This window comes from Lysinibacillus sp. F12 (assembly GCF_057773605.1).
In genome coordinates this window covers 1,101,505-1,127,874 of record NZ_JBYMLP010000001.1, presented here as the reverse complement: position 1 = coordinate 1,127,874, position 26,370 = coordinate 1,101,505, and the positions used below count along the sequence as shown (strand labels likewise).

Sequence of the window (26,370 nt, the reverse complement as noted above, 5' to 3'; positions counted from 1 at the left end):
ATGGATGAAAGTACGGTGATAGCTTATATGAGAGTTGTAGCAGGAGAGCGTAAAGGAATGCCGCTAAAGGCGATAGCTGGGAATACGACGAGGCCTACAACTGATAAAGTGAAGGAATCGATTTTTAATATTATTGGTCCTTTTTTTGATGGAGGTACTGCACTTGATTTGTTTGCAGGAAGCGGCGGTTTAGGTATTGAATCGCTAAGTCGTGGTGTAGAGCGTGCTATTTTTATTGAAAAAGATGCAAAAGCCTTTCAGGTGCTGCAAGAAAATATAAAAAAATGCCGTTACGAAGAGCATACTGAGCTGTTTCGCATTGATGCAAAGCGTGCTGTGAAAGCGCTATTAAAGCGTGATATTACGTTTTCATTAGTTTTTTTAGATCCACCTTATCATCAAAAGGAATACTATGACTTAGTACAATTACTCGTTGATAATGAAAAAATTCAACAAAATGGTATTATTTTATGTGAACATGCAAAAGAAGTAACATTGCCTCAAAGTTTTGGTGAGTTTGTTTTAAAAAGACAAGAAGCATATGGCGGAACAATTATTTCTGTTTATCGCTGTACAGAGGAAGAGGGAGAATAAGTTGTCAGAGAAAATTGCTGTAGTTCCTGGAAGTTTTGACCCTGTGACATTTGGCCATTTAGATATTATTAAACGTGCAGCCGATGTGTTCGATATCGTCTATGTCGCCGTATTAAACAATTCAGCAAAAAATCCGTTGTTTTCTGTAGAGGAGCGTATGGCTTTAATGGCTGAAGTAACAAAAGCGTTACCTAATGTTCGGATAGAAAGTTCTTCAGGTCTTCTCATAGACTATGCTAAAGAAAAAAAAGCCAAGGCCATTGTACGTGGCTTACGAGCAGTTTCAGATTTTGAATATGAAATGCAAATTACTTCTATGAACCGTTTTCTTGATGAAACCATCGAAACATTTTTCATTATGACGAAGAATCAATACTCATTCCTAAGTTCCAGTATTGTAAAAGAGGTTGCGAAATATGGAAGTGATGTAAATGAGCTAGTTCCAGATTGTGTTGTACAAGCTTTAAAAGAAAAATATGGTTTTTCCCAATAGTGGTTGAAGAGGATGTCGGTAATATACGCTGAACATCCTCTTTTTTATCTGTGAAAACTAATTATTTCAGAAAAAATAGAGCATAAATAGTTGGTACAATGATTATGCTAAGGAGGCGGAATTTTAGATAAGGTCTCACAGAAAGTTTGGCGGATTTAGCAATCACAAAAATTTGTAAATGAATACTTATACTTTGCATCGTTAACAAAATGACGACTAGTAAAGTAGTATACGGAAAATCTGGGAAGGCAGTGACAGTCATTTTAAGACCATTTGTCACTTCTAGAATAGCTGCTAAGGAAAGTTCAATTGTATAAGGCAGCTTTGGTATTAATTGATCTAAGCCCTGTTGCACAATAGTCTGGATGGTTGTGAAAAAGATAATAGTTGTGCCCACTAGCAAAATTGTTGGGGCAGTTTCTTTAATACTTTCTGAAAAGGGAGCCGTATAAAGTGTAGTGTTGTGAACAGATATGGTAGGTGAATCCGTTTTGCGGTATAAAAAGTAACCAGTTACTAAGCAACAAATATTAAACGTATGTAGTAAACATAAAAATAACCATCCAAACGTATTACTGTGTAGTAAATCAAGACTTACAAAACCTAACACGAATAATGGACTTGGTGCATGACAAACAGCTAGTAGAAAATTTGCTTCTTTAGGATGTAACTGACCGCTGTTTTTTAAATAAACAATAGTGGTTGCTCCAGTTGGATAGCCCCCAAGTGCGCTAATAATATAGGCTTGTACGTATAAGGAAGCTCTCTTTGTTTTCGTACGCATAGGCGCTGTTAAACGCAAAAGCCATTGTGTTAATACCAAATAGGGTAGTAAATACGGAAATAACGCCTCCATGAAAAGAGATAAGCCTAAATCAGTACCACTATGAGCGGTTTGTGGGAATAACAAGAGTAAGAGAATTAGAATTACGCAGAGCGCTATTTGAATTGTAGCAAACATGTTATCATCTCGTTTCAACTTTTTGTCATTCACATAGGCAAATGCTAAAATTAATATATGTGAGAAAGGCAAAAACATGAACGTATGGTTTTGCAAGCGTCCTAGGAGGTGTATTCAAGTGAAGAAAAAAATTGGCATTTATGCGGTGGTAATAGTCGTGATTTGTTCTATGATGTTATACCGACTAGACGCGTATATTATGAAACCTGGTAGTGCCTATGATGTCAGTAAATTTGTTACAGTCGATAGCAAGGAGCCAGATAGTTTAGGGTCTATGAGTCTCATGACGGTTGCCATGCAGCAAGCCACACCGTTTTCATATTTATGGGCTAAAACTCAAAAATATCAAAAACTCATGGATATTGAACAAGTCCGAAATCCATTAGAGGATGATGAGGAATATAATGTTCGACAGTTGAAATTAATGTCAGATTCACAATTTAATGCAAAATATGTAGCTTTCCAAAGAGCTGGATTAGAGACAAAAATTCATTTTAACGGTGTTTTTATCTTAAATGTATTAGATGGTGGTGCTTCAGACGGCATCTTAAAAGCTGGTGATGAAATAATTGAAGTGGATGGTCACAAAATAACTAATCAGCAAATGCTTGTAGAGCTTTTACAGCCTAAACAGCTTGGGGATCAAGTAACGATTCAATTTATACGACAAGAAGAACAGCAAAAGGCAACGGTTACATTGAAGGAAATTCCAAATGCGCAAGAACATAGAGCGGGTTTAGGGATTTCTTATACAGAAAGCAAATCAATTGAAACCAATCCACAAGTAACAATGAAAACAGAGGATATTGGTGGTCCATCTGCAGGATTGATGTTTACACTTGAAATATTAGACCAACTTCTGGATGAGGATTTAACGAAAGGTTATGCCATTGCAGGTACAGGAGAAATGCTAGTGGATGGATCTGTTGGTCGAATTGGGGGGATTGACTATAAGGTCATAGCGGCTGATCGTGATGGTATGGAAATCTTTTTTGCCCCCGATGATGAAATTTCTACAGAAATGAAGGCAAAATATCCAGATTTAGAGTCGAATTATACAACTGCTGTAAAAACAGCGAAGGAGATTGGGACAAAGATGAAAATTGTACCTGTGAAAAATGTAGATGATGCCATAAAATATTTAAAGCAGCTGCAACCAAAATAAAGACGATAAAGGGATGCTAGACTATCTAGCATCTCTTTTTATGACTTTAATTACGAATTGGGGGTGTTTGATAATCTTTAGGGAGACTCTGCGCTGTAACGCCTTGTTCTATACTTAAATTGTATAGCTCTGCAGCATGAATATCGATGGCCAACATAGCATCATTTGCAGCTGCAACACGACTTATTAAAGGTAATTCAATATCTTTTTTGCGCTTTCCTAAATAAGCTTGACCCTTTGCGCTCATGCCAAGTAAACGGATAAATGATGGGGCTTCAAAGCTCTGTAGCTGCTCCTTTGTAAACCCTGTATAAATATGAGTGATCATACGTTGTATTCGTGTCCATGTATAACGTTTAGATTTTATTTTTTCCATAAAGCTATTAAAGGATGAGCTATTTTTTGCAGCTTTCATAATAGCGTTCTCAATTCCTTCAGTTACTTCTGCATAACGAGTGAGCTCTGAAGGCGTGTGTCTCATGATAGTGAACTGTAATAGTGGCCAAAATGATTCCCAACTGGCAAATTTTTTATAGTGTCTATGCCAGTCTGTCAAATAATCAAAAGATGTCTCAGGGACAACCTTTTGCACACTTTGTAAAGAACTTGTAGATGCTAGGGCTTTACGTATTCCAGTGGCGCTTGCAATGGATGAGTCCTGTTTAAGTGCATCATGATAACCTGCTGCGATACGGGGAATGGTTAGCGGCTTGATGTTACTGTCCAGCGTTCTCGCCGCCTCTAGATAATGAAAGCCAAGAATATTATTGGGTTGTGCAAGATCAATGTATGGGGCTGGGAACTTCTGAGTAAGCTGTTCATAGGCGTAATATAGGCTTTTAGGGTAGCTAGCCCCCGTTTTAAGGCTGTCTTTTATGAGTGCGTCATATTCTGTACGGTTATTGTCAATCAAATCATAAGTGTTCAAGAAAGGTTGGATAGAGCCATCCTCACTACCAAAAGCAAATGAGTCACAGCCAACGGCAGTTAATATTGAAATCGCCCCCTTTGCGAAATCAGTAGCAGGAGCTGTACTATAGACATAAGGTAGCTCAATGACAATATCTACACCACCTGCGAGTGCCATTTTTGTACGTGTCCATTTATCAACCATAGCTGGTTCACCACGTTGTAAAAATGTTCCACTCATAACAGCGATGACAATATCTGCTTTCGCTACTTTTTTTGCCTGTGTCAAATGATAGGCATGTCCGTTGTGAAAAGGATTATATTCAACAACAATTCCAACTGCTTTCATGCTTTCCCTCCTGGTCATTTATGTTTTTATGGTAAGCTGTTAGGAGCAAATATACTTCTTATAGTATATAATTATAAGTAGGTTTTAAAGTAGTGACAAGAAATTATCTTGACATCTATTTTTACACATTATATAATCAACATTGTTGTCTCGAGGTGATTAAACGAATGAAATGGTCAATTCATCAATTATCTAAATACCGCCAAAACGGGATGCCAATCGATGCCTTTGTCCAATTGGACGAAGTGATGGAGCGAAACCAGGATATTCGAGCAATTTCGCCCGTTCATGTAAAAGGGCTATGTACTTTTGGTGCATCGCAAATGACATGTCAGTTAACTGTGAAAGCGACGTTAACACTACCATGTGCTCGCACGTGGGAGGATGTTGAGTTTCCTATCAATGTTGAGACAGTTGAAATTTTTAGCTGGATTGACGAAGATCAACGAGGAGACGATGACGGAGACATTCACTATATTGACGGTGAAGTCATCGACATGAAACCAGTTCTTGAGGAACTAGTGTTACTCGAGGTGCCTATGCAAGTGTTCAAGGAAAATACTGAAGGACAAGTGCAAGGCGGTAAAAGCTGGTCTTATGCAACAGACGAAGACGTAGAGCTACACAAAAAAGCTGACGAACAAAAAGTGGATCCAAGACTAGCTGCTTTAGCTAAGTATTTTGATCAAACAGACGAATAGACGATCTGTAAGGAGGTGCCATCAATGGCTGTACCATTTAGAAGAACTTCTAAAACTGCAAAAAGAAAGCGTCGTACGCATTTCAAATTATCTGTACCTGGTATGGTAACTTGCCCTAACTGTGGTGAGGCTAAATTATCACACCGTGTTTGCAAAGCTTGCGGACAATACAAAGGTAAAGAAGTAGTAAGCAAATAATACAGTGTTTGCTCACTTAAAAGGCTAGTAGAGAGACCATGGCTCTTTACTAGCCTTTTTTTGATGGATTAAAAACGGAATATTGCGTCGTTTGTGAAGTTTAATATAATAGTGAAATAATTGTATGATACAATTATTTCATGGAGACAAAGGGGGTAGTGATGTGAGTTATACGATTGACAATCGTGATGGTGTTATGACTTTTACGATTAATCGAGAAGAGAAGCGTAATGCTGTCAATGATGAGGTTATGAATGGTCTTCAGGAAGTCATTATGTATATTCGTAAACATGAGGATGTACGTTTTTTAGTAGTGACGGGTGCTGGAGAAAAATCATTTTGCTCTGGGGGAGATCTATCTGAGTTTCATTCTCTGGAGACGGAGGATGAGGCATTTGGTATGTTAAGTAAAATGGGGAACATATTATATGACCTTGCGACGCTCCCGGTTCCGACGATAGCGCTTATAAATGGTACTGCAGTTGGTGGCGGTTGTGAGATTGCTACGGCTTGTGATTTCCGTTTAGTGACAGAACATGCCAAGTGCGGTTTTATTCAAGGGACCTTAGCCATTACGAGTGGCTGGGGTGGTGGTACATATCTTTTTGAAAGAGGGTTACGTCATGATCGTGCGTTAAAAATGCTTGTAGATGCAAAGCCATATCCTGCACATTTGCTCTATGAAATAGGGTGGGCAATGCGAGTTTTTGAAGGCTCAAAAGAAGAGGCGTTAAATGATTTTATTGAACATATGCGAAAAATACATCCGTCTGTTCATAAAGCTTATAAGGAAATCGAACTTCGTAAATGGCGCGAACGAAATATGTATGAGCGGGTGATGGAGGAAGTTCGTACTTGTGCAAAATTGTGGGAAAGCGAAGCGCATCATCTGGCTGTTAATAATTTCTTAACTAAGAAGAATAAAAAGTGATGTATAAAGGCAGTGATGAAAGTAAAACATCATCACTGTCTTTTTTCATGCAATGATTCTATTTTGCTCGCTACTGCATATAGTAGTAAAAAATGCGAGGGTGATAGATTATGGAATTGAAAAAAAGAAAAGATCAATGGACAAAGGAAGACGATGAAAGACTAGCAGAAATTGTCTTGCATAATGTGCAAAATGGCAAAACGCAGTTGGAGGCTTTTGAAATGGCGGCTGTGGAATTGGGCCGTACAAAGCAGGCATGTGGCTTCCGTTGGAATAAAACATTACGTGGTCAATATAGTCAGTCATTATTAGCTGTAAGAAATCAACCACAACAATCTATGCGAAGCCACTTGAAATTGGCATTGACAAGTTTTGACGAATTAACAGATGCCTATCAAACCCTTGAAATGAAACATCGCGAGTTGCAAAATGAACATGAGAAATTAGTGAAGTGGCTGCAACAAGGTTATTCATTAATGAAAGATTAAATTTACAGTAGCTTCGGAAGATTATACAATATTTATCTTTCCTAGAGATAAAACCCTTTCAGTATATCGTCAATAATCAGCCAATCTTGTATAATAGAAGAACCTGCTTAGGGGTGCCTTAGAATTTATTCTGAGGCACCTTATTCTTATAGCTTTATAAAGTAGTGAGGAAAGGATGTAAAATGAAATGATGAAGGTAGCAGTTATTGGTGCTGGTGCGGTTGGTCAATTAACAGCAAGCTTTTTAGCAGAGTCGGGAATGTCAGTGTCATTGGTTGCCAGAAAACAGGAGCAGGTAGAAGAGCTAACTATCAATCAATTAACGCGATTGAATGTTGATGGAACTAAAACTGTACAAAAAATTGTTTCTACAACAAATTTAACTTCTTTACCACCTCAAGATTTAATGGTCATTGCTGTTAAATATGTTCATTTACAGAATCTCTACGACCAATTAGCGTCACTATCAAATGAAATACCTTTGCTCTTTTTGCAAAATGGCTTAGCTCATTTTGAGGAGGCACTAAATTTACCTCAAAAAAATATCGCGTTTTGCTCTGTATCTTTTGGCGCACAATTGCTGAATCAAACAACGGTTCAACATAGAGGAATTGGTCCATGTAAAATAGCTATTGAACGAGGGGAACAACATGTTTTTTTTAAGTTGTTACAGTTACAAAACCCATTGTTTCCTGTTGAACTGGTCGATAATGCGGAGAAGATGCTATTTGAAAAAGCTATATTCAATAGCTTAATCAATCCATTAACTTGTGTATTACAAATAAAGAACGGGGAACTAGTGACGAATACACACGCGTATGTACTTATGAAAAATTTATATGAGGAGTTAACAATGGCGTTCGAAGGCATTGAGCGCACTATATCTTTTGGAGACGTGGTAGACTTATGTAGGCAAACAGCCGAAAATACCTCTTCTATGCTTGCAGATCGTATGCAGGGAAGAAGAAGTGAGATTGAAACAATTGTTGGTGCCATACTGAATAAAGCCTTAACAAATGGTCATCATTTGCCTACTTTGCGTACCTTATATCTCCAAGTACTTGCGATAGAGGAGAGCGGTGAACAAAGTTGAAAGACATTTTACATATAATTGTTAGTATCGTTATTTTTTGTCCAATTGTTCTTTTTATTATAGTCTATCTAATTAGCAGGAAAGTTAAAATACGGGGCACGCATGCATTTGGTGCAGCCTCTGATGTGACAACCTTCTGTTTGTTCTTTTCGGTACCCTTAGGCATTGGGGTACTATGGCAAATAAATGTAGGGGGACTTTTAGTCATACTTGCAATAATGATGGCTATGATTTTTACATATATTGATTGGCGGACAAAAAAAGAAATAGAAGTGAAGCCTTTATTAAAGAAAATTTGGCGTTTTTTATTTTTATTATTGAGCACCGCGTATGCTGTTATTTGTATAATTGGTGTCATTCAGTCCCTTGTAGACTATTTTCGGGTTGTCTAAGCATTTTCTTTTCAAGTTGGAGCTATAAGGGTTAAAATAATAGCATTATAAAGTAGATATAAAAAATCATTCTTTATGGATGGGAAACTGATTAAAGGCCATAAAGCCCAGAGCTAGAAGAATAGTTCAGTAATATTGCACAGTGCTATATTTATGGTGGGAGAAATGCAATATGGGCTAAAACATTTACTGCATCATGTGCATAATATGTGAGGAATCAATTTCTCGTTATAAGTAAATTAATGATTGAGTGAGTAGAGGAGCTTATGTTAAATGAAACTGGAGTCTATCCAAGTACCTATAAAAAATAATGTGCTAGCCGATTACTGGTCGCCAAATACTGCCATTCATCAGTTTTTTGAATACGAATTTAATGATCAGGCTTTTGAGAAAAGAGCGAAGCATTTAGCACAACATGCCAGAGATCAAAAAGAGCTGACAGCCATCATCCGTCAATTTATGGAGCCGCTAGGGCTATCACAAAAAGCGAATGAGCATTTACAACAATTAGAACAGGGAGCTATGGTCATAATTGGTGGCCAACAAGCAGGTATCTTAACTGGCCCTCTTTACTCCGTTCATAAAGCGATTTCAGTGATTGTGTTAGCAAAAGAGCAAAGTGTGAAGCTTCAAAGATCTGTGGTACCTGTTTTTTGGATAGCTGGAGAAGATCATGATTTGGAAGAAATTAATCATACCTATACGGTGCATGGTGAGCTATTAAAAAAACGTGCATACAGTGAGCGCTCTAGACGTAAAACAATGGCTTCTGCAACAATGCTCAATAAAGAGTCAATGACACAATTCATCCATACCGTTGTTAGGGATATTGGGGAAACAGAGTATACAGAGGCGCTTATTAAACAATTAGTAGATGTGCTAAACGAAAGTGAGACATTTACTGATTTCTTTGCGCGGTTAATGAACCAATTATTTAAAGATGAAGGGTTACTGTTAATTGATGCAGCGGATTATAATTTCCGTCAATATGAAAGTACCAATTTTACGCATATCATTCAGCATAGTGAAGAAATTGCTAGAGTCGTAACAGAAAAGGAAGAGCAACTAGAGCGAACGGGCTACGGAAAACCTATTTTGGCCACACGAGAAGCAGCTAATTTATTCTATGTAGAGGATGGAGAACGTCATCTTTTAGAAAGAAAAAATGATCTATTTATTAATTTAGCAGCAAACCTTAAATTTACTCGAGAAGAGCTATTAGAGATTGCTGAAAAATATCCAGAGCGTTTGAGTAATAATGTAGTGTCTCGCCCATTAATGCAGGAAATGACGTTCCCTGTACTAGCATTCGTCGGTGGTCCAGGTGAATTAGCTTATTGGGCAACATTAAAGAGTGCATTTTCTGTGCTAGACCTACAAATGCCTATTTTTGCTCCACGCCTTCATATGACGATTGTGACGCGTCATGTAGAACAATTATTACGTGAACATCAATTGTCTGTTACAGATGTTTGGAATGGCAAAGCCTTAGAAATGAAAGAGCGTTTTATTCATGATGTGCAAGATATTGAAGCTAAACGCCAAATTCAGGCTATGGAGCAGTTATTAGCAGAAAAGTACAGTGAGCTTGCATCGTATTTAGAGGAACAACATTTAACTTTAGATAAAATCCTTGTGAAGAATCAAGAAAATCATGCAAAACAATTTGATTACCTTCAGCAAAAAATTGAACAAACTGTACTCGATAAGCATGAGACTACTATACGCAAATTTACGACGCTACAAAATGAGTTGTATCCAAATGAGGGCTTCCAGGAAAGAACGTATAATCCGTATCAATATTTTAATGAGTTTGGACCTATGTTGATTGCTGAAATGTTAAAGCAAAACTATAGTATTGGCAAACACCACTATTTACTTTATTTATAAAACCTAAGTATCAAGTTCTTTATACCTAGGTAGTTTTTTGATACAATAGGGATTTGATGAATAATGTCTATAAAAATCGTATATAGAGAGCTATCCTACTAAGGATAGCTCTTTCTTTATGTCATTTAGCATATATCAAAAATTCCTATCAAGGTCTAATTGCATATTAAGAGATAAAATGTCAAGTTTTTTTTAAAAAAAGTGGAGGAAAGTGGGGGGATGTGGTACATTATTTAATAAAGTGGGGTGAGTAGTATGTTCATGGGAGAATATCAACACTCCGTTGATGCAAAAGGGCGATTAATCGTGCCGGCAAAATTTCGTGAAGCTTTAGGCGAAGCGTTTGTTGTCACAAGAGGTCTCGATAACTGTCTATTTGGCTATCCTATGAATGAATGGCGAAAACTCGAAGAAAAGTTAAAAGATTTACCGATGACCAAAAAGGATACACGTGCATTTGCAAGGTTTTTCTTTTCTGGAGCAACAGAGGTAGAAATAGACAAGCAGGGGCGAATCAATATTCCAGCTACTCTTATGCAACATGCACATCTGGTTAAGGAATGTGTAGTGTTGGGGGTTTCAAATCGAATTGAGATTTGGGCTAAGGATGCATGGGAAGCTTACTTCAGCGAGTCTGAACAATCTTTTAATGAAATTGCAGAAAATATGATTGGCTTTGATTTTTAACTTTTGATAGGCATGTCAATGCAAAGTTGACATGAGGTTAAGGCCTGAAAGGAGCGAGTGGTATGTTCGATCATACAACCGTGTTATTAAAAGAAACTGTTGATGGGTTGAACATCGATCCTGATGGTGTATATGTGGACTGTACGTTAGGTGGTGCAGGCCATAGTGAATATTTAGTACAGCAATTATCAGATAAAGGCCGATTAATTTGTTTTGATCAAGATATGACGGCTATTGAAAATGCGAAAATTCGATTAGCGCCCTATATTGAGCGTGTCACGTTTATCCACTCGAATTTCCGGTATTTAAAAGAAGAATTATTGGCTCATGGTTTTGAACAAGTAGATGGCATTTTATATGACTTAGGCGTATCTTCACCTCAGCTAGATACACCAGAGCGAGGCTTTAGCTATCACCATGATGCACCACTAGATATGCGCATGGATCAAACGGCAACACTTACAGCTTTTGAAGTTGTCAATCAATGGGCTTATGAGGATTTAGTACGTATTTTTTTCCGTTATGGGGAAGAAAAGTTTTCAAAGCAAGTTGCTCGTAAAATTGAAGAGGCGCGCAAATCAGCACCGATTGAAACAACTGGACAACTTGTAGAACTTATTAAAGAGGGTATTCCAGCAGCGGCACGCCGAAAAGGTGGGCATCCAGCAAAGCGCATTTTCCAAGCAATAAGAATTGCTGTCAATGACGAGTTAGGCGCGGCAGAGGATTCATTAGTCGATGCGATTGATATGATTAACGTAGGTGGACGCATTAGTGTCATTACGTTCCATTCATTGGAGGACCGCCTATGCAAGACAATCTTTAAGGAAGCGTCATCATTACCGGAATTACCACCAAATTTACCTGTAATTCCCGATGACATGAAGCCAACTTTAAAGCTTATTACACGAAAGCCAATTGTTCCTTCAGATGAAGAATTAGAAGTGAATAATCGGGCGCGTTCAGCAAAGCTTAGAGTGGTGGAGAAAATTAACGACAAAGGGCGTGAGTAAATGGCAGCCGTACGTGTAAGGCAACAGCACCAACATCAACAAGTGCAACAACCGATAACACCACCTAGTCCACAACCCACTATCATACGTCGTAAAAAAACGAACCAGAAGTTTGAGAAGACAATGCTAATTGTTTTAGTTAGCATTATTGCTGTATTAGGTATCCTGGTATTAAATAAACAAGCAGCTATTCAAACTACAAACATGGACATTCAAAACATCGAATCAGAAGCAGATGAGATTGCAAAACAGAATGTTGACTTAACGGTTCGTGTAAGTGAACTTTCTACATACGAAAACATATGGAAAAAAGCGAAAGAACTCGGTTTAACTCAAAATGAGAAAAATGTAAAGGTAGTGCCGGGAGAATGAAAAAAAAGAGATTTCGATTCCAATGGGGAGCCTTTCTATTATTGATTTTTTATGGAGGGCTCTTTTTTCTATTATTCACAAGAATGGTGAACATTCAGGCGACAGGGCAAGTAGAAGGACAGGAGCTTGCAGCAAGAGCAGCTGCTAAGTATGGTAAGGAAAGTGTTATCACAGCAAACCGAGGAAAGATTTATGACCAAAACGGTCAAGTGATTGCAGAGGATACGTTAAGCTATCGCCTAGTAGCTGTCGTAAGTGAAGCAGCTACAACGGATTCAAAGAAACCGAGGCATGTTGTAGATGCTGAAAAAACGGCTCAAGTTTTAGCGAAGTATATTCCAGCCATGCAAGGAAAAGAAGACGAAATTCTTAAAAAGCTAAATAATCGCTATAGAAGCGATGGGAAACCATTATATCAAGTAGAGTTTGGTAGTTCAGGACGCGGTATTAGTCACGAGGTTATGAGTAAAATAAAGGAAGAAAAATTACCAGGGATTCTATTTGTTAGCGACTTAAAACGATATTATCCAAATGGTGTCTTTGCCTCCCATTTAATTGGCTATGCACTGAAGAAGGATAACGAGGACGGGACTGTTACAACAAAAGGCGAAATGGGCCTAGAATATACGTATGATAAAGAACTGACAGGCGTCGACGGGAAAATCAAATATGAAACAGATGCTTTCAGCTATTTATTACCCAACAGCGAGAAGATGGTGACGCCTGCTAAAAATGGGGATGACATTTATTTAACCCTCGATAAAACCATCCAAAGCTTTTTAGAGGAAGCAATGTCAAAGGTTGAAAAGGAATACAATCCTGAATCTATGACTGCGGTTGTAGCAGACCCCAAAACAGGGAAAATATTAGCGATGTCCCAACGACCTACGTTCAATCCTGAAACACGCGAAAGCCAAAATATGAAATGGCTGAACGAGGTAATTGAGGAGACAATTGAGCCTGGTTCAACGATGAAAACATTCACGCTCGCTTCAGCGATTGATACAAATACGTGGGCTCCGAATGCAAATTTTCAATCTGGCTCTTATACAGTACATGACCGAACAATTCGAGACCATAATCAGGTTGGATGGGGACAAATTAGCTATTTAGAGGGTTTCCAACGCTCTTCGAATACGGCCATGGCCCACTTATTAAAATTGATTGGCGATGATGTCTTTGTGGAATATTTAGACCGCTTTGGTTTTGGCCACAAAACCGGAATTGATTTACCGAATGAAGCGGCAGGAACAATATTATCTCAATACCCAATCCAACGAGTAACAACAACATATGGGCAAGGGTCAACCGTAACACCTATCCAAATGATTCAAGCCATGACTGCTATTGCGAATGATGGCAAGATGATGCAGCCCTATGTAATTGACCGCATTGTTGATTCATCAACAGGGAAGGTTATTCAAAACCATGAACCTGTTGAAAAAGGACAGCCAATCAAAGCAGATACAGCGAAACAAGTACGAGAAATTCTTGCTTCTACTTTAACTTCAAAATATGGTACGGCAAAGGATTTTATATTGGAAGATTACGAGGTTGCGGGGAAGACAGGGACAGCGCAAATTCCGAGAGCAGATGGTACGTATGCTTGGGGCGCTAACCAATTCCTATATTCATTTTTAGGAATGGCTCCCGTTGATGATCCTCAGCTCATTATGTATGTCTCAGTGAAAAAACCTAAGTTAAATAATGAGCTTGGATCAGTGCCAGTATCTAAAGTGTTTAATCCTGTGATGTTAAATAGCTTAAAGCACCTTAATATTAATCCGGATGATGTACAGCATGTGGATAAGGTAGATATGAAGGATTATACAGGTCAAAGTGCTGAAGCGATTGAAGTAGAGCTAGGAAACAATGGATTGCAGCCTGTTATTGTTGGTAGCGGGGGTAAAATCATAGACCAATATCCTAAAGATACAAAACAACTAGTAAAAGGTAGTTATGTATTTTTAAAGACAGATGGAGATATCATATTGCCAGACTTTACGAATTGGTCATTAAGAAATTTACTTGTATTCAAATCCATGACAGGGGTAGAGATGGAGATTTTCGGTGAGGGCTTTGTAGCGAGTCAAAGTGTATCTCCAGGGACTGTTATAACGGATAGTTCGCCGATTGTTGTTAAGCTCAAAACACCTGCTGAAAGTTTTGTGCAAGATGTAGAAGCTGCCTCTGAGGGTGAAATTGAACAAGTAGAGGATGAATAATACTGAATAGAAGTCCACTTTATTTCATACGTTGTAAAAAACAAGGTGTGATGTCGAATGAAGTGGATTTCTATCCATTCTAAAAAGCGTTTACGTATTTTATATGTGTTGTTTATGTGTGCTGCAGTGGCGATAGTGATTAGGCTATTCTTTTTGCAAGTGTTAGATCAAAAAGAACTGACATCGAAGGCAGAAGAGAACTGGGACCGAGAAATACCGTTTGCTAATGAACGAGGGCATATTACTGATCGAGATGGGGAGAGTATTGTAACTAATAAGCTTGCACCAACTTTATATTTTATGCCCTCTCAAAGTAAAGATATTGAAGGGGCCGCTGAAAAAATTGCGCAAGTTTTGGAAGTGGATAAAGAGAAACTGTTAGAGAAGATGAAGAAAAAAGCCTATTTAGTAAAGCTAGCGCCTGAGGGAAAAAATATCCCCTATGAAAAAGCAGTTGAATTACAAGGCTTACAAATTGAAGGACTATATAGTGGTGTCGACTACTCTAGAGATTATCCATATGGGACACTTTTATCTCGATTTTTAGGATTTACAGGCTATGATGCACAAGGTTTAGCTGGTATTGAATACGAATATGATAAGTTTTTACAGGCTAATTCTTCTGCAATTCGCCTCTTTACAGATGCAAAAGGCAATAATCTACCAAATGTCGCGAGTGCTTGGAAAGCTGGTGAGGATGGAGCAACTATTGAGCTAACGATTGATGTCGATGTCCAGCAGGTCGTTGAGCGTGAATTGTCACAGGCTATGAAGCGCTATGAAGCGGACCAAGCATTGGCCATTGCTATGAATCCAAATAATGGTGAAATTTTAGCATTAGCCTCTTATCCAACTTTTAATCCGGCTGAATATCAATTAGTCGAACCAACGATTTATAATCGAAATTTACCTGTATGGATGACATATGAGCCAGGTTCTACTTTCAAAATTATTACCTTGAGCGCTGCATTGGAAGAAAATTTAGTGGATTTAGAGCATGATACATTTTATGATCCAGGGTATACAATGGTTGCTGGGGCAAGACTACGTTGTTGGAAGCGTGAAGGGCATGGACATGAAACCTTCTTAGAAGTTGTGGAGAATTCCTGTAACCCAGGCTTTGTTGAATTAGGGCAGCGGTTAGGAAACGAGCGACTATTGCAATATATTAAAGATTTTGGCTTTGGTCAAAAGACTGGTTCCAATATTGCTGGTGAAGCCTCAGGAATTTTATTTTCTAAGGAAGCCTTCGGACCCGTTGAACAGGCTACAACCTCATTTGGGCAAGGGGTAGCGGTAACTCCAATTCAGCAAGTTCAAGCGGTAGCAGCAGCTATAAATGGAGGCAAGCTATATACGCCTTATGTTGTAAAAAAAGTATTTAATCCAAATACAGGGGATGTCATACAGGAAACTGAACCTGTTGTCAAAAATCAGGTGATTCGTGAGGAGACTTCTGCAAAGGTTCGGGGCGCATTGGAGTCAGTTGTAGCAAATGGTTCAGGTCGACAAGCCTTTAGAGATGGTTTACGAATTGGCGGTAAAACAGGAACAGCGCAAAAGGTTGAAAACGGCCGTTACAAGAGTGGGGAATATATCGTATCATTTATTGGCTTTGCGCCAGCTGACAATCCGCAAATTGTCGTCTATGTAGCAGTCGACAACCCTAAAAAGACGACGCAGTTTGGCGGTGTTGTAGCAGCACCTATTGTTGGGCAAATAATAGAGGATGTTGCACCGTTTGTAGGTATTGAAAAATCAAAGGAACAGCTTGAAAAGGATTATCGATATGGTGATCCAATTACTGTGAAGGTACCAAATTTTATTGGTCAGACAAAGGATGATATTGCCAAGCAGTTTTATCCATTTCGTATAGAATGGCATGGAGAAGGGACTAAAATTGGTAACCAATTACCTGAAGTGGATAGTGTTATCAAACAAGATGGTACCATTCATTTATATTTGGAGAACTGAAATAACTTTACCTTTAAAAAATGGGAAAGAACCACTATTATTATGAAGGGTAGTAATAAATAAATGAAAGTTTATGCTTTTTTCCTAACGAAGAAAGTGAAACAAGATTTAAAGGAGATTTTTCAATGAAACTCGCAACAACACTTACCATTTTAGCTCTTGCTTTTATAGTAACAGTTATCCTGGCACCAATTAGTATTCCACTTCTTCGACGCCTAAAGTTTGGGCAAAGTATTCGTGAAGAGGGACCGAAATCACATATGAAAAAAGCTGGTACACCAACAATGGGCGGTATAATTTTCTTAATTTCTATCGTCCTAACAACTGTTGGTGTAGGAAGCTTTTTAGATTTATTAACGACACAGACCGTAGTACTTTTATTAGTATTAGCAGGATTTGGCTTAATAGGTTTATTGGATGATGGTTTGAAGGTTGTATTTAAAAGGAATTTAGGGTTAACCTCTCTTCAAAAATTAATTGGTCAAATTGTTATCGCCATCCTTGCATATTTTCTACTGTATGTTGGATCTTTTGATACAACGCTCGCTATTCCATTTACAGATTGGACAGTTGATCTTGGTGTATTCTATGTTGCCTTTTTAATCTTTTGGTTAGTAGGGTTCTCCAATGCGGTGAATTTAACAGATGGTTTGGATGGACTAGTGGCAGGAACTGCATCGATTGCTTTTGCGGCTTTTGGCGTTATCGCACTCTTCCAAAGCCAAGCAGATATCGCTTTATTTGCATTTGCTGTTACAGGAGCATTATTAGGGTTTCTATTATTTAATGCGAATCCAGCAAAAGTATTTATGGGTGATACGGGTTCATTAGCATTAGGTGGGGCATTAGCTATGGTATCGGTATTAGTAAAAGAAGAATTTTTACTTTTACTAGTTGGCTTGGTTTTTGTCATCGAAACATTATCCGTTATTTTACAGGTAGGAAGCTTTAAGCTACGTAAAAAGCGTATTTTTAAGATGAGTCCAATCCATCACCATTTTGAATTATCAGGTTGGTCAGAGTGGAAGGTAGTGCTTGTCTTCTGGTCAACTGCCCTAGCAGTAGCATTGATTGCAGTTTTATCGGAGGCGTTTTAATGAAAAACTATACAGATTTACAACATAAAAAAGTACTTGTGTTAGGCCTAGCGAAAAGCGGTGTGGCCGCTGCTGAAATTTTACATGAGCTCGGCGCCTTTGTAACAGTCAATGATTCCAAACCATTTGATGAAAGCCCAGATGCACAGGGTTTATTACAAAAGGGGATTACCGTGATTTGTGGTCGTCATCCTGAGGACTTACTGGATGAAGGTTTTGAATTAGTCGTTAAAAACCCAGGTATACCTTATAGCAATCGCATTGTAGCGGATGCTATACAGCGCGGTATTCCTGTATGGACAGAGATTGAACTTGCGTATTTAATAAGTGACGCGCCATTTATTGGTATTACAGGCTCGAATGGAAAAACAACAACGACCACTTTAATATTTGATATGTTAAACAACGGAAGTAAAAATCCATTAATTGCAGGAAATATTGGTACAGTTGCTTGTGGCGTTGCTAAAGAAGCTAGTAAAGATAACGTTATTGTAACGGAGTTGTCATCTTTCCAATTGATGGGGACTAAAACATTTAAGCCTAAAATTTCTATACTTACAAATCTTTATGATGCCCATCTTGACTACCATGGAACATTTGATAATTACGCTGAAGCGAAGTTTGGTGTGACACGTAATCAAGATGAAAGTGATTATTTTATTTATAATGCGGACCAACCAATTGTAGTTGGCTATGCGGCAAAATCCAATGCGCAAAAAATTCCGTTCAGTTCAAATGGGCGTACTGTCCACGGAATCAGTGCAGATGATACAACGATCTATTGGCAAGGGGATCCGTATATGGACCGAGCAAATATAGCACTGCCTGGTAAGCATAATTTAGAAAACATCCTAGCAGCAGTGGCGGCCTGTATTTTAGTTGGCTGTGACAAAGGGAAAATGGAAGAGGTTTTAGCGGCTTTTGGTGGGGTGAGACACCGTACTCAATTCGTACGCGAATGGAATGGTCGAAAGATTTATAATGACTCCAAAGCAACGAACTGTTTAGCAACAAAAAGTGCTTTAGATGCATTCCAGGCGCCCGTTATTTTGTTAGCAGGTGGTTTAGATCGTGGACATTCTTTTGAGGAGCTTCGACCTAGTATGAATCATGTGAAAGGCGTCGTCGCATTTGGAGAAACTGGATTACGTTTTGTTGAATTTGCAAAATCATGTGGTGTCCAACAAACAGTAATCGCTCAAAATGTGGAAGACGCTGTACACTATGCAGCACCGATGTCAGCAGAGGGAGATATTATTTTACTATCACCAGCTTGTGCAAGTTGGGATCAATATGACAGCTTTGAAATACGCGGAGATGTTTTTATTGATGCTGTAATGAAGCTGTAATGAGCCTGTAACTATTTTAGAATATACTTGACTTGGAAGGATGGCATTACTGAGAGGGAAAGAAAGCTACTTATTGCTCGTCACAACTTTGATGCTATCAGTAATCGGCATTATTTTCGTCTATTCTGCGGGGACTTATTGGAGTGCCATTCATTATAGTGGAAAAATGCCGTTTTATATGAAGCAAAGCGTATACTTTGTGGTAGCCATAATTGTATTTTTAATCACAATTCGATTAAATATTTTGAGAGAGCAGTCCTTTTGGAAAATGGCCTATATATTTTCGTTAGTCTTACTTGTTCTAGTGTTAATACCTGGTATTGGGCTAGTGCGAAATGGCTCGCAAAGCTGGATTGGGATTGGTCCATTGACAATCCAGCCAGCGGAGATAACGAAAATAACAGTCATTGTTTACCTGAGTCATATTTTAGCGCAGCATAAAACAGGAACGCCAGTTGTTAATTGGCGCCATGCTTTAATCCTCCTAATCCCTGTTGTTTTGATTATGTTGCAGCCTGACTTTGGTTCAGTATTTATTCTTGTTGTTGCTGTATTTTTATTGTTTTTTGTCGCTGGCTACCCGTTAAAGCTATATGCCATGATTATGTTAGCTGGTATAGCTGGACTAGTAGGACTAATTGCGACTGCACCATATCGACTAAAGCGAATAGAAGCATTCCTCGATCCATGGGCTGATCCCTTAGTAAGTGGATTCCAAGCAGTGCAATCACTTATGGCGATAGGTCCTGCTGGAATTTTTGGTCATGGTTTTGGACAAAGTCGGCAAAAGTTTCTATATTTGCCTGAGCCACAAAATGACTTTATTTACGCTATTATTTTGGAGGAGATCGGCTTGATTGGTGGTCTCGTTATTTTAGCACTTTTTGTACTGACAATTTATGCAGGCTATAGATTTGCTGTACAGGCTAAAAGCCGAACATCCTATTATGCGATTATAGGGTTAGTCACAATGCTGATGGTGCAAGCGTTTCTTAATATAGCTGTTGTAATAGGTTTAGTACCCGTAACGGGTGTTACATTGCCTTTTATCAGCTACGGAGGAACATCTTTAGTCACAATGTGGTTAATAATAGGTATTATTTATCAATTAGCGAAATAAATATAAAGGAGGAGTACTTTTTGGAGAAAGTAATTGATATAGAAGATCGTATACCTACGCTAAAAAAGCGACGAAAAAAGCGTACAAATCGTAAATTCATCGTGCTAATATTACTTTTCTTTATTGTGTTAGCAGTACTCCTTTATTTTCAATCTCCATACAGTAACATCAATAAAATAACAGTCAATGGTGCTAAGCTGGCAAATAATGAACATTATGTGGAGACAAGTACCCTGGCGCTAGGTAAATCAATGTGGGGTTTCAAAATAGAAGATGTGGAGAAGCTTCTGTTGAAGGATAAATGGGTAAAAGAAGCACATGTTAAACGTAACTGGCTTCGAGGCGTAACGATTGATGTGAAAGAGTGGAAAAAAGTTGCGTATTTGGCTGGGGACGGCACCTATTATCCACTGCTTGAAAATGGTGAACGTTTTGAACAAAAAGGAAATGATACGCCAATTGATGCACCTGTTTTTATTGGTATTACTGGCGAAAAAACAATCAAAAAACTTGTTGAACAGTTAGCACAATTAAAACCAGAAGTATTAGCTTTAATTTCTCAGGTTAACACGAATAGTAATGATACAAATCCGAACGCGGTAAAGCTTTATATGAATGATGGATATGAGGTACGAGCTGTTATTCAGACGCTTGCGGAGAAGTTAAATTATTACCCCTCCATTGTTGCACAAATTGCAAATTTAGAAAAAGGCGTGATTGATTTAGAGGTCGGTTCCTATTATCGCCCTTTTAACGAAGAGTACAACAAAATAAGCATCGATATGGAAGCTAATGCAGATGGGGAAATGGTTGACCAGGAAGTGACAGACGATGAACAACAAAAAGATGAATAGCAAAGGAAGTTTTTTTTCAAGAAAACAATTTGAATTACTGATTGTTTGTGTGACAACAGGATTTATTATCGGCTATTCATATAATCAGGCAAAAGATAACCGGGAAGCAGGCACGATTAATTCAGAGCTATTTGAGCAAGAAGATTCTTATCGTGAGGAATTGATCACTCAACAAGAACGTAATAAAGAGCTATCGGATGAGCTAAATAGTCTACAGGAACAAATTCGAAAGTATGAAAAATCATTTGCTTCTAATGAGAAGGATTATAAAGAACTTGTGGAACAAGCAGAGGATTTACGGCTTCTACTTGGTGAATTGAAGAGTGAGGGAAAAGGAATAAGGATCACTCTCCAGGATGGTGACTATGATCCAAAATCTTTGAATCCGAATGACTATATTGTTCATGAAAGTCATGTTTTTAAATTGTTGAATGAACTGAAGATATCAGGTGCTCAGGCAATTGCTATTAATGGGCAACGTGTCATGGCCAATTCCTATATCCGATGTAATGGTCCTGTAATAACTATTGATGGTACACAGCATCCCGCTCCTTTTGTGATAGAAGCTGTTGGAGATTCCGATACTTTAATAGCATCTTTAAATTTAAATGGCGGTGTCGTTGATCAATTATTAAATGACAATATTGTAGTGTCTTTAGAAGAACATCAAAAACTTACAATGCCAAGAGTAAAAGTAGAAAGTTAAGGACAAGACCTATTTCATGTTTAAAGTCTAATTTTAGCCTCTAGGAAAGTTTTACATTGAATTCTGAGGGGCATACGATACGTCTAGGAGGGGCTATTTTGCGAAGAAATATGTACACCCGAATAACGATCGTGCTATTTATTATCGGTTTGATGATAGCGGTACAATACAATACCATACAAAAACCAGCAGAGCGAGATACACGAGATATTTGGGCAATAAGAGAGGAATTAGCACAAGAAAAGCAAAGACATTCCGCATTACTGGCAGAAATTCGCTCACTTCATGAAGTAGTGGATCGCTATGAGCAATCTGAAAAAGTAAATCAGCAAGCCGCTTTACATGAAACATTGAATCGTTTAAAGCAACAGGCTGGACTAACAGAAGTGGTAGGGCCTGGTGTCAGACTTCGTATTGAACCCGCACCTGAATTAATAGAGATGGGTTATGAAATCAAAGAGATATCGCCTGATTTATTAACCCAATTATTAAATACGCTGTTTAAAAACGATGCAACAAGTGTTTCAATAGATGGCAATCGTGTTGTTCAAACAACAGCCATTCGGGACATAAATGGGAAGACAACGGTGAATAGTGTACCATTGTCGACACCTAAATTTGATATATATGTTGGGACAAGCGATTTTAAAGCAGCTCAAAAAATGTATAATTCGCTTCAAGCCTCAACATTTATAGATTCATTTTATTTAGATAATTTTAATTTAGTGATTGAAGAGCCAATTGATCAATTACAAATTCCAGCATTTGATCAGCGATTGACAAATGATTACTTAGCAGAGGTAAAAAAAGGAGATTAATTTATGTGGCTACCATTTTTAGGTTTGATATTTGGACTTGCCCTTGGCTTGTTAACAAATATACAAATCCCCTCTATGTATGAAAATTATCTGTCAATAGCTGTTTTAGCAGCTTTAGATACATTATTTGGTGGTATCCGTGCTCAATTACAGCAAGTGTACGACGATAAAGTTTTTGTATCAGGATTCTTTTTTAATATAGTTCTCGCAGCAGGGTTAGCTTTTATAGGTGTGAATTTAGGGATAGATTTGTATTTAGCAGCTATTTTCGCTTTTGGGGTACGTTTGTTCCAAAATATAGCAATAATTAGGCGTATATTACTAACACGGTTGGATGAGAAACGTCACAAGAAAGAAAAAACTTCCATAGATTAAGAGAAAAATTGACCAAAATACTCGATTTGCTTAGACATTATGCCAAATTTACAATAGAATGAAAATAAGAGCATTTTTCAAGGAGGTGCAGCGAATTGAATCAGCAAGATTTATACATTTCACTTGATATTGGATCCTCCTCTATCAAGGTATTAATAGGTGAAATGAGTGACGGACAATTACATGTAATTGGCGTCGGAAATGTAAAATCGAATGGGGTTCGAAAAGGAGCAATTGTTGATATAGATGCAACAGTTCAATCTATTCGAAAAGCAGTAGAACAAGCCGAACGAATGACAGGTTATCAAATTCACGAAGTCGTTCTAGGCGTTCCTGCTAACCAAACGATGTTACAGCTAGTTAAAGGTGTTGTCGCTGTAAATAGTGAAAACAGAGAAATTACAGATGATGATTTAGACAGAGTGGTAGAATCTGCACAAGTCATGTCAATACCTCCTGAACGTGAATTAGTTAACATCATTCCAAGACAGTTTATTGTGGACAACCTTGATGAAATTAAAGATCCTCGTGGTATGATTGGCATTCGTCTAGAAATGGATGCAACCATGATAACGACATCCAAAACGCTTTTACACAATGTACTTCGTTGTGTTGAGCGTGCCGGTTTAAGTATACGAGAAATATATTTGCAACCATTAGCATCAGGCTACTTTGCATTAACTGAAGATGAAAAAAACCAAGGAACTGCCTTTATCGATATAGGAGGCGGATCTACTACAATCGCAGTATTTGAAGAGGGATTGCTAACGCATACAGGTGTCATACCAGTTGGTGGTGATCATATAACGAAAGATATTTCTATCGTCTTAAAGACACCAACAGAACAAGCTGAAAATATCAAACACCAATTTGGACATGCCTTTTATGATGATGCATCTGACGATGAAATCTTTGAAGTACCAATTGTAGGAACAGATTCTACTGATCAATATAGTCAACGCTATATATCAGAAATTATTGGCGCACGCCTAGAAGAATTACTAGAATTAGTGATTGACGAGTTAGCACGTCTAGGTGTTAGAGATTTACCAGGTGGCGTTGTTATAACGGGTGGTGTTGCTAAACTTGAAGGTATCGCCCAGTTAGCGCGTCAAATTCTACAAACGCGTGTAAGAATTTATACACCCGATTATATTGGCGTTAGAGAGCCTTCATTTGCAACAGCGGTTGGACTTATTCGTTACGCCTATTTAGAAGATGATTTTTACGGTAAAAGTACGAATACGCAACCTGTTGAATATGCAGCTGTAGGAGCTCAAGCAGCTATGCCTAAAAAGCAAGAGTATTCTGCACCTTCAGAACCAAAAGAAAGCGTAATTGGGAAAGCAAAAAAATTATTTGATAAGTTTTTTGATTAACTAGAATGCGTAATGATTGATACAGAGTCGAGTTACCGTGGGAGGAAAAAGAGATGTTAGAATTTGATACAAATGTAGATGAACTTGCAGTAATAAAGGTCATAGGTGTTGGTGGCGGCGGTAACAACGCTGTCAATCGAATGATAGAACATGGTGTACAGGGTGTTGACTTTATCGCAGTTAACACTGATTCACAGGCATTAAATTTATCAAAGGCAGAAGTTAGGCTTCAAATTGGAGCGAAACTGACGCGGGGTTTAGGTGCAGGTGCAAATCCAGAAGTAGGGAAAAAGGCTGCTGAAGAGAGCCGCGAGCAATTAGAAGAGGTTCTACGTGGTGCAGACATGGTATTCGTCACTGCTGGTATGGGTGGAGGAACCGGTACGGGTGCAGCGCCAGTAATTGCACAAATTGCTCGTGAATTAGGAGCACTAACAGTAGGTGTTGTGACACGTCCATTTACGTTTGAAGGGCGTAAACGTCAAACACAAGCTATCGGCGGCATTGGTAGTATGAAAGAAGCTGTGGATACGCTAATTGTTATCCCGAACGACAAGCTATTACAAATTGTCGATAAATCAACACCAATGTTAGAAGCTTTCAGAGAAGCAGATAACGTACTTCGTCAAGGTGTTCAAGGTATTTCAGATTTAATTGCAACCCCTGGTCTTATTAACTTAGACTTTGCAGACGTGAAAACAATTATGTCAAACAAAGGCTCAGCATTAATGGGTATCGGTATTGCTACTGGTGAAAACCGTGCTTCAGAAGCAGCAAAGAAAGCCATTTCAAGTCCATTACTAGAATCATCTATCGATGGTGCTAAAGGTGTTCTTATGAATATTACAGGTGGCTCTAATCTTAGCTTATTTGAAGTACAAGAAGCGGCAGATATCGTAGCTTCTGCATCTGACGAAGAAGTAAATATGATTTTCGGTTCTGTTATTAATGAAAACCTTAAAGATGAAATCATTGTTACAGTTATCGCAACTGGTTTCTCAGAGGAAGCTTTACAGCAACAACGTAATACAACAAAACCATCGCTCAATATAAATAGACAATCTGCTCCACAACAACAAGCACCGATTCGTGAACAACGACAAGAAGTGCATGTTCAACAAGAGCAGCCACGCCAAAATCAGCAACATTATGCACAGGATGACATGCTTGAAGTCCCAGCATTTTTACGCAATCGCAAAAATCGCGGTTAATTGAAAAAACAACTTCTAAAAAGCTCGTATTTTACATATGTAAAATACGAGCTTTTTATTTTTGTTGTCGAGATGTTCATTTGTGTAAGGAAACCATGTATTTTGTCAAAACATTTTAAGGAAATGGTGCGATTGTTTGACAATATTTGTGGGAGTAACATGCTAACTTTGTAAGTAGGAGGCGGCTGTTATGTATGGAGAATGGCTGGTGCTCATTAATACGCTTTTCAATCTAGCAATACTCACGTTTACCGCAAGAGTAACAGGGGTTTTGGTCAAGAATTCAAGATTATTAATGAGTTCATTTTGTAGTAGTTTAGTAGCTGTAATTGGCGGTCAAATGCTGTGGTCAACGGTACTTAGTTTTATATTGCTCATAGGTATAGCTTTTCGCTTTAAGATTCGAAGCTTCCAAAAGCAAGGACCGATCGTTTTAACAGCAACGATCGTTATCGGCGGATTGCTAACAGCACTACAACCCTATTTAAAAAATCTTTCTGCCAACCATTTTATAATGATTTGTTTTGTACTAGCAGTTTTAAATCTTGTTGCATTTTATAAGCAATGGGGTTTTGTTAAACTAGAACGTTTAAGTGGACAATTTGTATTTGATACAACTTTAAAAATCTTTGGTTCGATAATACCACTTTCAGCTTTTGTGGACACAGGAAACCAAGCAATCGAGCCGCTTTCAGGGAAACCTGTTCATTTCGTCTCTTATACAGCTCTAAGCCCACATTTACCTGCCGATTTTTGCAAATCATTAGTAGAATGGCAAGAAACAGATCCGTACAATGTATCTATGTTTTCAGAAGATTATCAGCGTTATATTCGATTTATTCATATCAATACCGTACAACAACAAACCGTTGTTCTTGGTTTTCGCTTTGATGAGTGGTTGATAAAGGGGGAGCCTTCACAGGTGAAATCGAATGAATATATCGTTTTAACAAAAAAAGCAAAAAATTTTCCACATAGCACAGCAGCAATTTTACATTTTTCAGCGCTTTCAAATAACTCATAGAG

At 38.2% G+C, this 26,370-nt stretch carries 27 protein-coding genes; 25 read left to right on the top strand and 2 right to left on the bottom strand.

The features are described 5' to 3' along the window. Window positions 1-27: 27 nt before the first annotated feature. Window positions 28-594, top strand: coding sequence for a 16S rRNA (guanine(966)-N(2))-methyltransferase RsmD (gene rsmD / locus AC3CH7_RS05710; protein WP_031418904.1), 567 nt, complete (start codon window positions 28-30; stop codon window positions 592-594). 1 nt (window position 595) lies between these two features. Beyond that, window positions 596-1,087: a pantetheine-phosphate adenylyltransferase gene (gene coaD / locus AC3CH7_RS05705; protein WP_012293141.1), complete on the top strand. Its 492-nt coding sequence runs from the start codon at window positions 596-598 to the stop codon at window positions 1,085-1,087. A gap of 61 nt (window positions 1,088-1,148) precedes the next feature. Here coaD and AC3CH7_RS05700 read toward each other — a convergent pair whose 3' ends face one another. Continuing rightward, entirely contained in the window at window positions 1,149-2,048 is a 900-nt protein-coding gene (locus AC3CH7_RS05700) for a hypothetical protein (protein ID WP_230584349.1), read from the bottom strand. A 118-nt stretch (window positions 2,049-2,166) separates the two neighbouring features. Here AC3CH7_RS05700 and AC3CH7_RS05695 point away from each other — a divergent pair, with 118 nt between their 5' ends. Continuing rightward, window positions 2,167-3,213 (top strand): SepM family pheromone-processing serine protease, encoded by a 1,047-nt coding sequence (locus tag AC3CH7_RS05695; protein ID WP_031418908.1) that lies wholly within the window; start codon window positions 2,167-2,169, stop codon window positions 3,211-3,213. A 46-nt stretch (window positions 3,214-3,259) separates the two neighbouring features. Here AC3CH7_RS05695 and AC3CH7_RS05690 read toward each other — a convergent pair whose 3' ends face one another. Continuing rightward, a complete protein-coding gene (locus AC3CH7_RS05690) occupies window positions 3,260-4,471 on the bottom strand; it encodes a nucleotidyltransferase (protein WP_012293144.1) in 1,212 nt (403 codons plus the stop codon). A 167-nt stretch (window positions 4,472-4,638) separates the two neighbouring features. Between AC3CH7_RS05690 and AC3CH7_RS05685 the strand changes: the two genes are divergently transcribed. From AC3CH7_RS05685 to AC3CH7_RS05580, 22 genes are all read left to right on the top strand, one after another. Beyond that, complete coding sequence (locus AC3CH7_RS05685; RefSeq protein ID WP_031418910.1) at window positions 4,639-5,172, top strand: YceD family protein; 534 nt, start codon at window positions 4,639-4,641, stop codon at window positions 5,170-5,172. 24 nt (window positions 5,173-5,196) lie between these two features. After that, a complete protein-coding gene (rpmF, locus tag AC3CH7_RS05680) occupies window positions 5,197-5,370 on the top strand; it encodes a 50S ribosomal protein L32 (protein ID WP_004224819.1) in 174 nt (57 codons plus the stop codon). Window positions 5,371-5,533: 163 nt separating this feature from the next. Continuing rightward, window positions 5,534-6,301: an enoyl-CoA hydratase/isomerase family protein gene (locus AC3CH7_RS05675; RefSeq protein ID WP_488381607.1), complete on the top strand. Its 768-nt coding sequence runs from the start codon at window positions 5,534-5,536 to the stop codon at window positions 6,299-6,301. Window positions 6,302-6,411: 110 nt separating this feature from the next. Beyond that, entirely contained in the window at window positions 6,412-6,789 is a 378-nt protein-coding gene (locus AC3CH7_RS05670) for a transcriptional regulator (protein ID WP_012293147.1), read from the top strand. Window positions 6,790-6,976: 187 nt separating this feature from the next. Then, entirely contained in the window at window positions 6,977-7,882 is a 906-nt protein-coding gene (locus tag AC3CH7_RS05665; protein ID WP_012293148.1) for a ketopantoate reductase family protein, read from the top strand. Further along, window positions 7,879-8,274 carry a DUF3397 domain-containing protein gene (locus tag AC3CH7_RS05660; protein ID WP_031418914.1) on the top strand — a complete coding sequence of 132 codons (396 nt, stop codon included), beginning with the start codon at window positions 7,879-7,881 and terminating at the stop codon, window positions 8,272-8,274. Before AC3CH7_RS05665 ends, AC3CH7_RS05660 begins: the two co-directional genes overlap by 4 nt. 273 nt (window positions 8,275-8,547) lie before the next feature. Further along, a complete protein-coding gene (bshC, locus tag AC3CH7_RS05655; protein ID WP_012293150.1) occupies window positions 8,548-10,164 on the top strand; it encodes a bacillithiol biosynthesis cysteine-adding enzyme BshC in 1,617 nt (538 codons plus the stop codon). A gap of 255 nt (window positions 10,165-10,419) precedes the next feature. After that, window positions 10,420-10,851: a division/cell wall cluster transcriptional repressor MraZ gene (gene mraZ, locus AC3CH7_RS05650; protein ID WP_008173894.1), complete on the top strand. Its 432-nt coding sequence runs from the start codon at window positions 10,420-10,422 to the stop codon at window positions 10,849-10,851. A gap of 62 nt (window positions 10,852-10,913) precedes the next feature. Continuing rightward, window positions 10,914-11,864: a 16S rRNA (cytosine(1402)-N(4))-methyltransferase RsmH gene (gene rsmH / locus AC3CH7_RS05645; RefSeq protein ID WP_012293152.1), complete on the top strand. Its 951-nt coding sequence runs from the start codon at window positions 10,914-10,916 to the stop codon at window positions 11,862-11,864. Beyond that, window positions 11,865-12,236, top strand: a complete 372-nt coding sequence (gene ftsL, locus AC3CH7_RS05640; protein ID WP_012293153.1) for a cell division protein FtsL — start codon at window positions 11,865-11,867, stop codon at window positions 12,234-12,236. Then, window positions 12,233-14,461, top strand: a complete 2,229-nt coding sequence (locus tag AC3CH7_RS05635) for a penicillin-binding protein (protein ID WP_036167365.1) — start codon at window positions 12,233-12,235, stop codon at window positions 14,459-14,461. The genes ftsL and AC3CH7_RS05635 overlap by 4 nt, the downstream gene beginning before the upstream one ends. A gap of 57 nt (window positions 14,462-14,518) precedes the next feature. Next, entirely contained in the window at window positions 14,519-16,435 is a 1,917-nt protein-coding gene (locus AC3CH7_RS05630) for a stage V sporulation protein D (protein ID WP_012293155.1), read from the top strand. A 125-nt stretch (window positions 16,436-16,560) separates the two neighbouring features. Further along, entirely contained in the window at window positions 16,561-17,532 is a 972-nt protein-coding gene (gene mraY / locus AC3CH7_RS05625; protein ID WP_036160939.1) for a phospho-N-acetylmuramoyl-pentapeptide-transferase, read from the top strand. After that, window positions 17,532-18,881: a UDP-N-acetylmuramoyl-L-alanine--D-glutamate ligase gene (gene murD / locus AC3CH7_RS05620; RefSeq protein WP_207889693.1), complete on the top strand. Its 1,350-nt coding sequence runs from the start codon at window positions 17,532-17,534 to the stop codon at window positions 18,879-18,881. The genes mraY and murD overlap by 1 nt, the downstream gene beginning before the upstream one ends. A 40-nt stretch (window positions 18,882-18,921) precedes the next feature. Beyond that, complete coding sequence (ftsW, locus tag AC3CH7_RS05615) at window positions 18,922-20,001, top strand: putative lipid II flippase FtsW (protein ID WP_012293158.1); 1,080 nt, start codon at window positions 18,922-18,924, stop codon at window positions 19,999-20,001. A gap of 20 nt (window positions 20,002-20,021) precedes the next feature. After that, window positions 20,022-20,855 carry a cell division protein FtsQ/DivIB gene (locus AC3CH7_RS05610; RefSeq protein ID WP_031418919.1) on the top strand — a complete coding sequence of 278 codons (834 nt, stop codon included), beginning with the start codon at window positions 20,022-20,024 and terminating at the stop codon, window positions 20,853-20,855. Beyond that, complete coding sequence (locus AC3CH7_RS05605; RefSeq protein WP_031418920.1) at window positions 20,833-21,561, top strand: DUF881 domain-containing protein; 729 nt, start codon at window positions 20,833-20,835, stop codon at window positions 21,559-21,561. The genes AC3CH7_RS05610 and AC3CH7_RS05605 overlap by 23 nt, the downstream gene beginning before the upstream one ends. Window positions 21,562-21,659: 98 nt before the next feature. Beyond that, window positions 21,660-22,379, top strand: a complete 720-nt coding sequence (locus AC3CH7_RS05600; protein WP_031418921.1) for a DUF881 domain-containing protein — start codon at window positions 21,660-21,662, stop codon at window positions 22,377-22,379. A 3-nt stretch (window positions 22,380-22,382) separates the two neighbouring features. Then, on the top strand, window positions 22,383-22,754 hold the full coding sequence (locus AC3CH7_RS05595; RefSeq protein ID WP_008173872.1) for a small basic family protein: 372 nt from the start codon (window positions 22,383-22,385) through the stop codon (window positions 22,752-22,754). Between the two features lie 95 nt (window positions 22,755-22,849). Then, window positions 22,850-24,133 carry a cell division protein FtsA gene (gene ftsA / locus AC3CH7_RS05590; protein ID WP_012293163.1) on the top strand — a complete coding sequence of 428 codons (1,284 nt, stop codon included), beginning with the start codon at window positions 22,850-22,852 and terminating at the stop codon, window positions 24,131-24,133. 53 nt (window positions 24,134-24,186) lie between these two features. Beyond that, window positions 24,187-25,344 (top strand): cell division protein FtsZ, encoded by a 1,158-nt coding sequence (gene ftsZ, locus AC3CH7_RS05585; protein ID WP_031418922.1) that lies wholly within the window; start codon window positions 24,187-24,189, stop codon window positions 25,342-25,344. A 190-nt stretch (window positions 25,345-25,534) separates the two neighbouring features. Further along, window positions 25,535-26,368 carry a sigma-E processing peptidase SpoIIGA gene (locus AC3CH7_RS05580; protein WP_031418923.1) on the top strand — a complete coding sequence of 278 codons (834 nt, stop codon included), beginning with the start codon at window positions 25,535-25,537 and terminating at the stop codon, window positions 26,366-26,368. Window positions 26,369-26,370 lie beyond the last annotated feature (2 nt).

What these genes read in the sequence shown, in the direction of transcription:
- AC3CH7_RS05630 (WP_012293155.1), top strand. Translation starts at nt 14,519, where the DNA reads ATGAAGTGGATTTCTATCCATTCTAAAAAGCGTTTACGTATTTTATAT.
- AC3CH7_RS05700 (WP_230584349.1), bottom strand. Translation starts at nt 2,048, where the DNA reads ATGTTTGCTACAATTCAAATAGCGCTCTGCGTAATTCTAATTCTCTTA.
- AC3CH7_RS05685 (WP_031418910.1), top strand. Translation starts at nt 4,639, where the DNA reads ATGAAATGGTCAATTCATCAATTATCTAAATACCGCCAAAACGGGATG.
- AC3CH7_RS05595 (WP_008173872.1), top strand. Translation starts at nt 22,383, where the DNA reads ATGTGGCTACCATTTTTAGGTTTGATATTTGGACTTGCCCTTGGCTTG.
- AC3CH7_RS05580 (WP_031418923.1), top strand. Translation starts at nt 25,535, where the DNA reads ATGTATGGAGAATGGCTGGTGCTCATTAATACGCTTTTCAATCTAGCA.
- AC3CH7_RS05690 (WP_012293144.1), bottom strand. Translation starts at nt 4,471, where the DNA reads ATGAAAGCAGTTGGAATTGTTGTTGAATATAATCCTTTTCACAACGGA.
- murD (WP_207889693.1), top strand. Translation starts at nt 17,532, where the DNA reads ATGAAAAACTATACAGATTTACAACATAAAAAAGTACTTGTGTTAGGC.
- mraZ (WP_008173894.1), top strand. Translation starts at nt 10,420, where the DNA reads ATGTTCATGGGAGAATATCAACACTCCGTTGATGCAAAAGGGCGATTA.
- ftsW (WP_012293158.1), top strand. Translation starts at nt 18,922, where the DNA reads ATGGCATTACTGAGAGGGAAAGAAAGCTACTTATTGCTCGTCACAACT.
- rsmD (WP_031418904.1), top strand. Translation starts at nt 28, where the DNA reads ATGAGAGTTGTAGCAGGAGAGCGTAAAGGAATGCCGCTAAAGGCGATA.
- rsmH (WP_012293152.1), top strand. Translation starts at nt 10,914, where the DNA reads ATGTTCGATCATACAACCGTGTTATTAAAAGAAACTGTTGATGGGTTG.
- ftsL (WP_012293153.1), top strand. Translation starts at nt 11,865, where the DNA reads ATGGCAGCCGTACGTGTAAGGCAACAGCACCAACATCAACAAGTGCAA.
- mraY (WP_036160939.1), top strand. Translation starts at nt 16,561, where the DNA reads ATGAAACTCGCAACAACACTTACCATTTTAGCTCTTGCTTTTATAGTA.
- AC3CH7_RS05670 (WP_012293147.1), top strand. Translation starts at nt 6,412, where the DNA reads ATGGAATTGAAAAAAAGAAAAGATCAATGGACAAAGGAAGACGATGAA.
- AC3CH7_RS05665 (WP_012293148.1), top strand. Translation starts at nt 6,977, where the DNA reads ATGATGAAGGTAGCAGTTATTGGTGCTGGTGCGGTTGGTCAATTAACA.
- rpmF (WP_004224819.1), top strand. Translation starts at nt 5,197, where the DNA reads ATGGCTGTACCATTTAGAAGAACTTCTAAAACTGCAAAAAGAAAGCGT.
- AC3CH7_RS05635 (WP_036167365.1), top strand. Translation starts at nt 12,233, where the DNA reads ATGAAAAAAAAGAGATTTCGATTCCAATGGGGAGCCTTTCTATTATTG.
- AC3CH7_RS05605 (WP_031418920.1), top strand. Translation starts at nt 20,833, where the DNA reads ATGAACAACAAAAAGATGAATAGCAAAGGAAGTTTTTTTTCAAGAAAA.
- ftsZ (WP_031418922.1), top strand. Translation starts at nt 24,187, where the DNA reads ATGTTAGAATTTGATACAAATGTAGATGAACTTGCAGTAATAAAGGTC.
- bshC (WP_012293150.1), top strand. Translation starts at nt 8,548, where the DNA reads ATGAAACTGGAGTCTATCCAAGTACCTATAAAAAATAATGTGCTAGCC.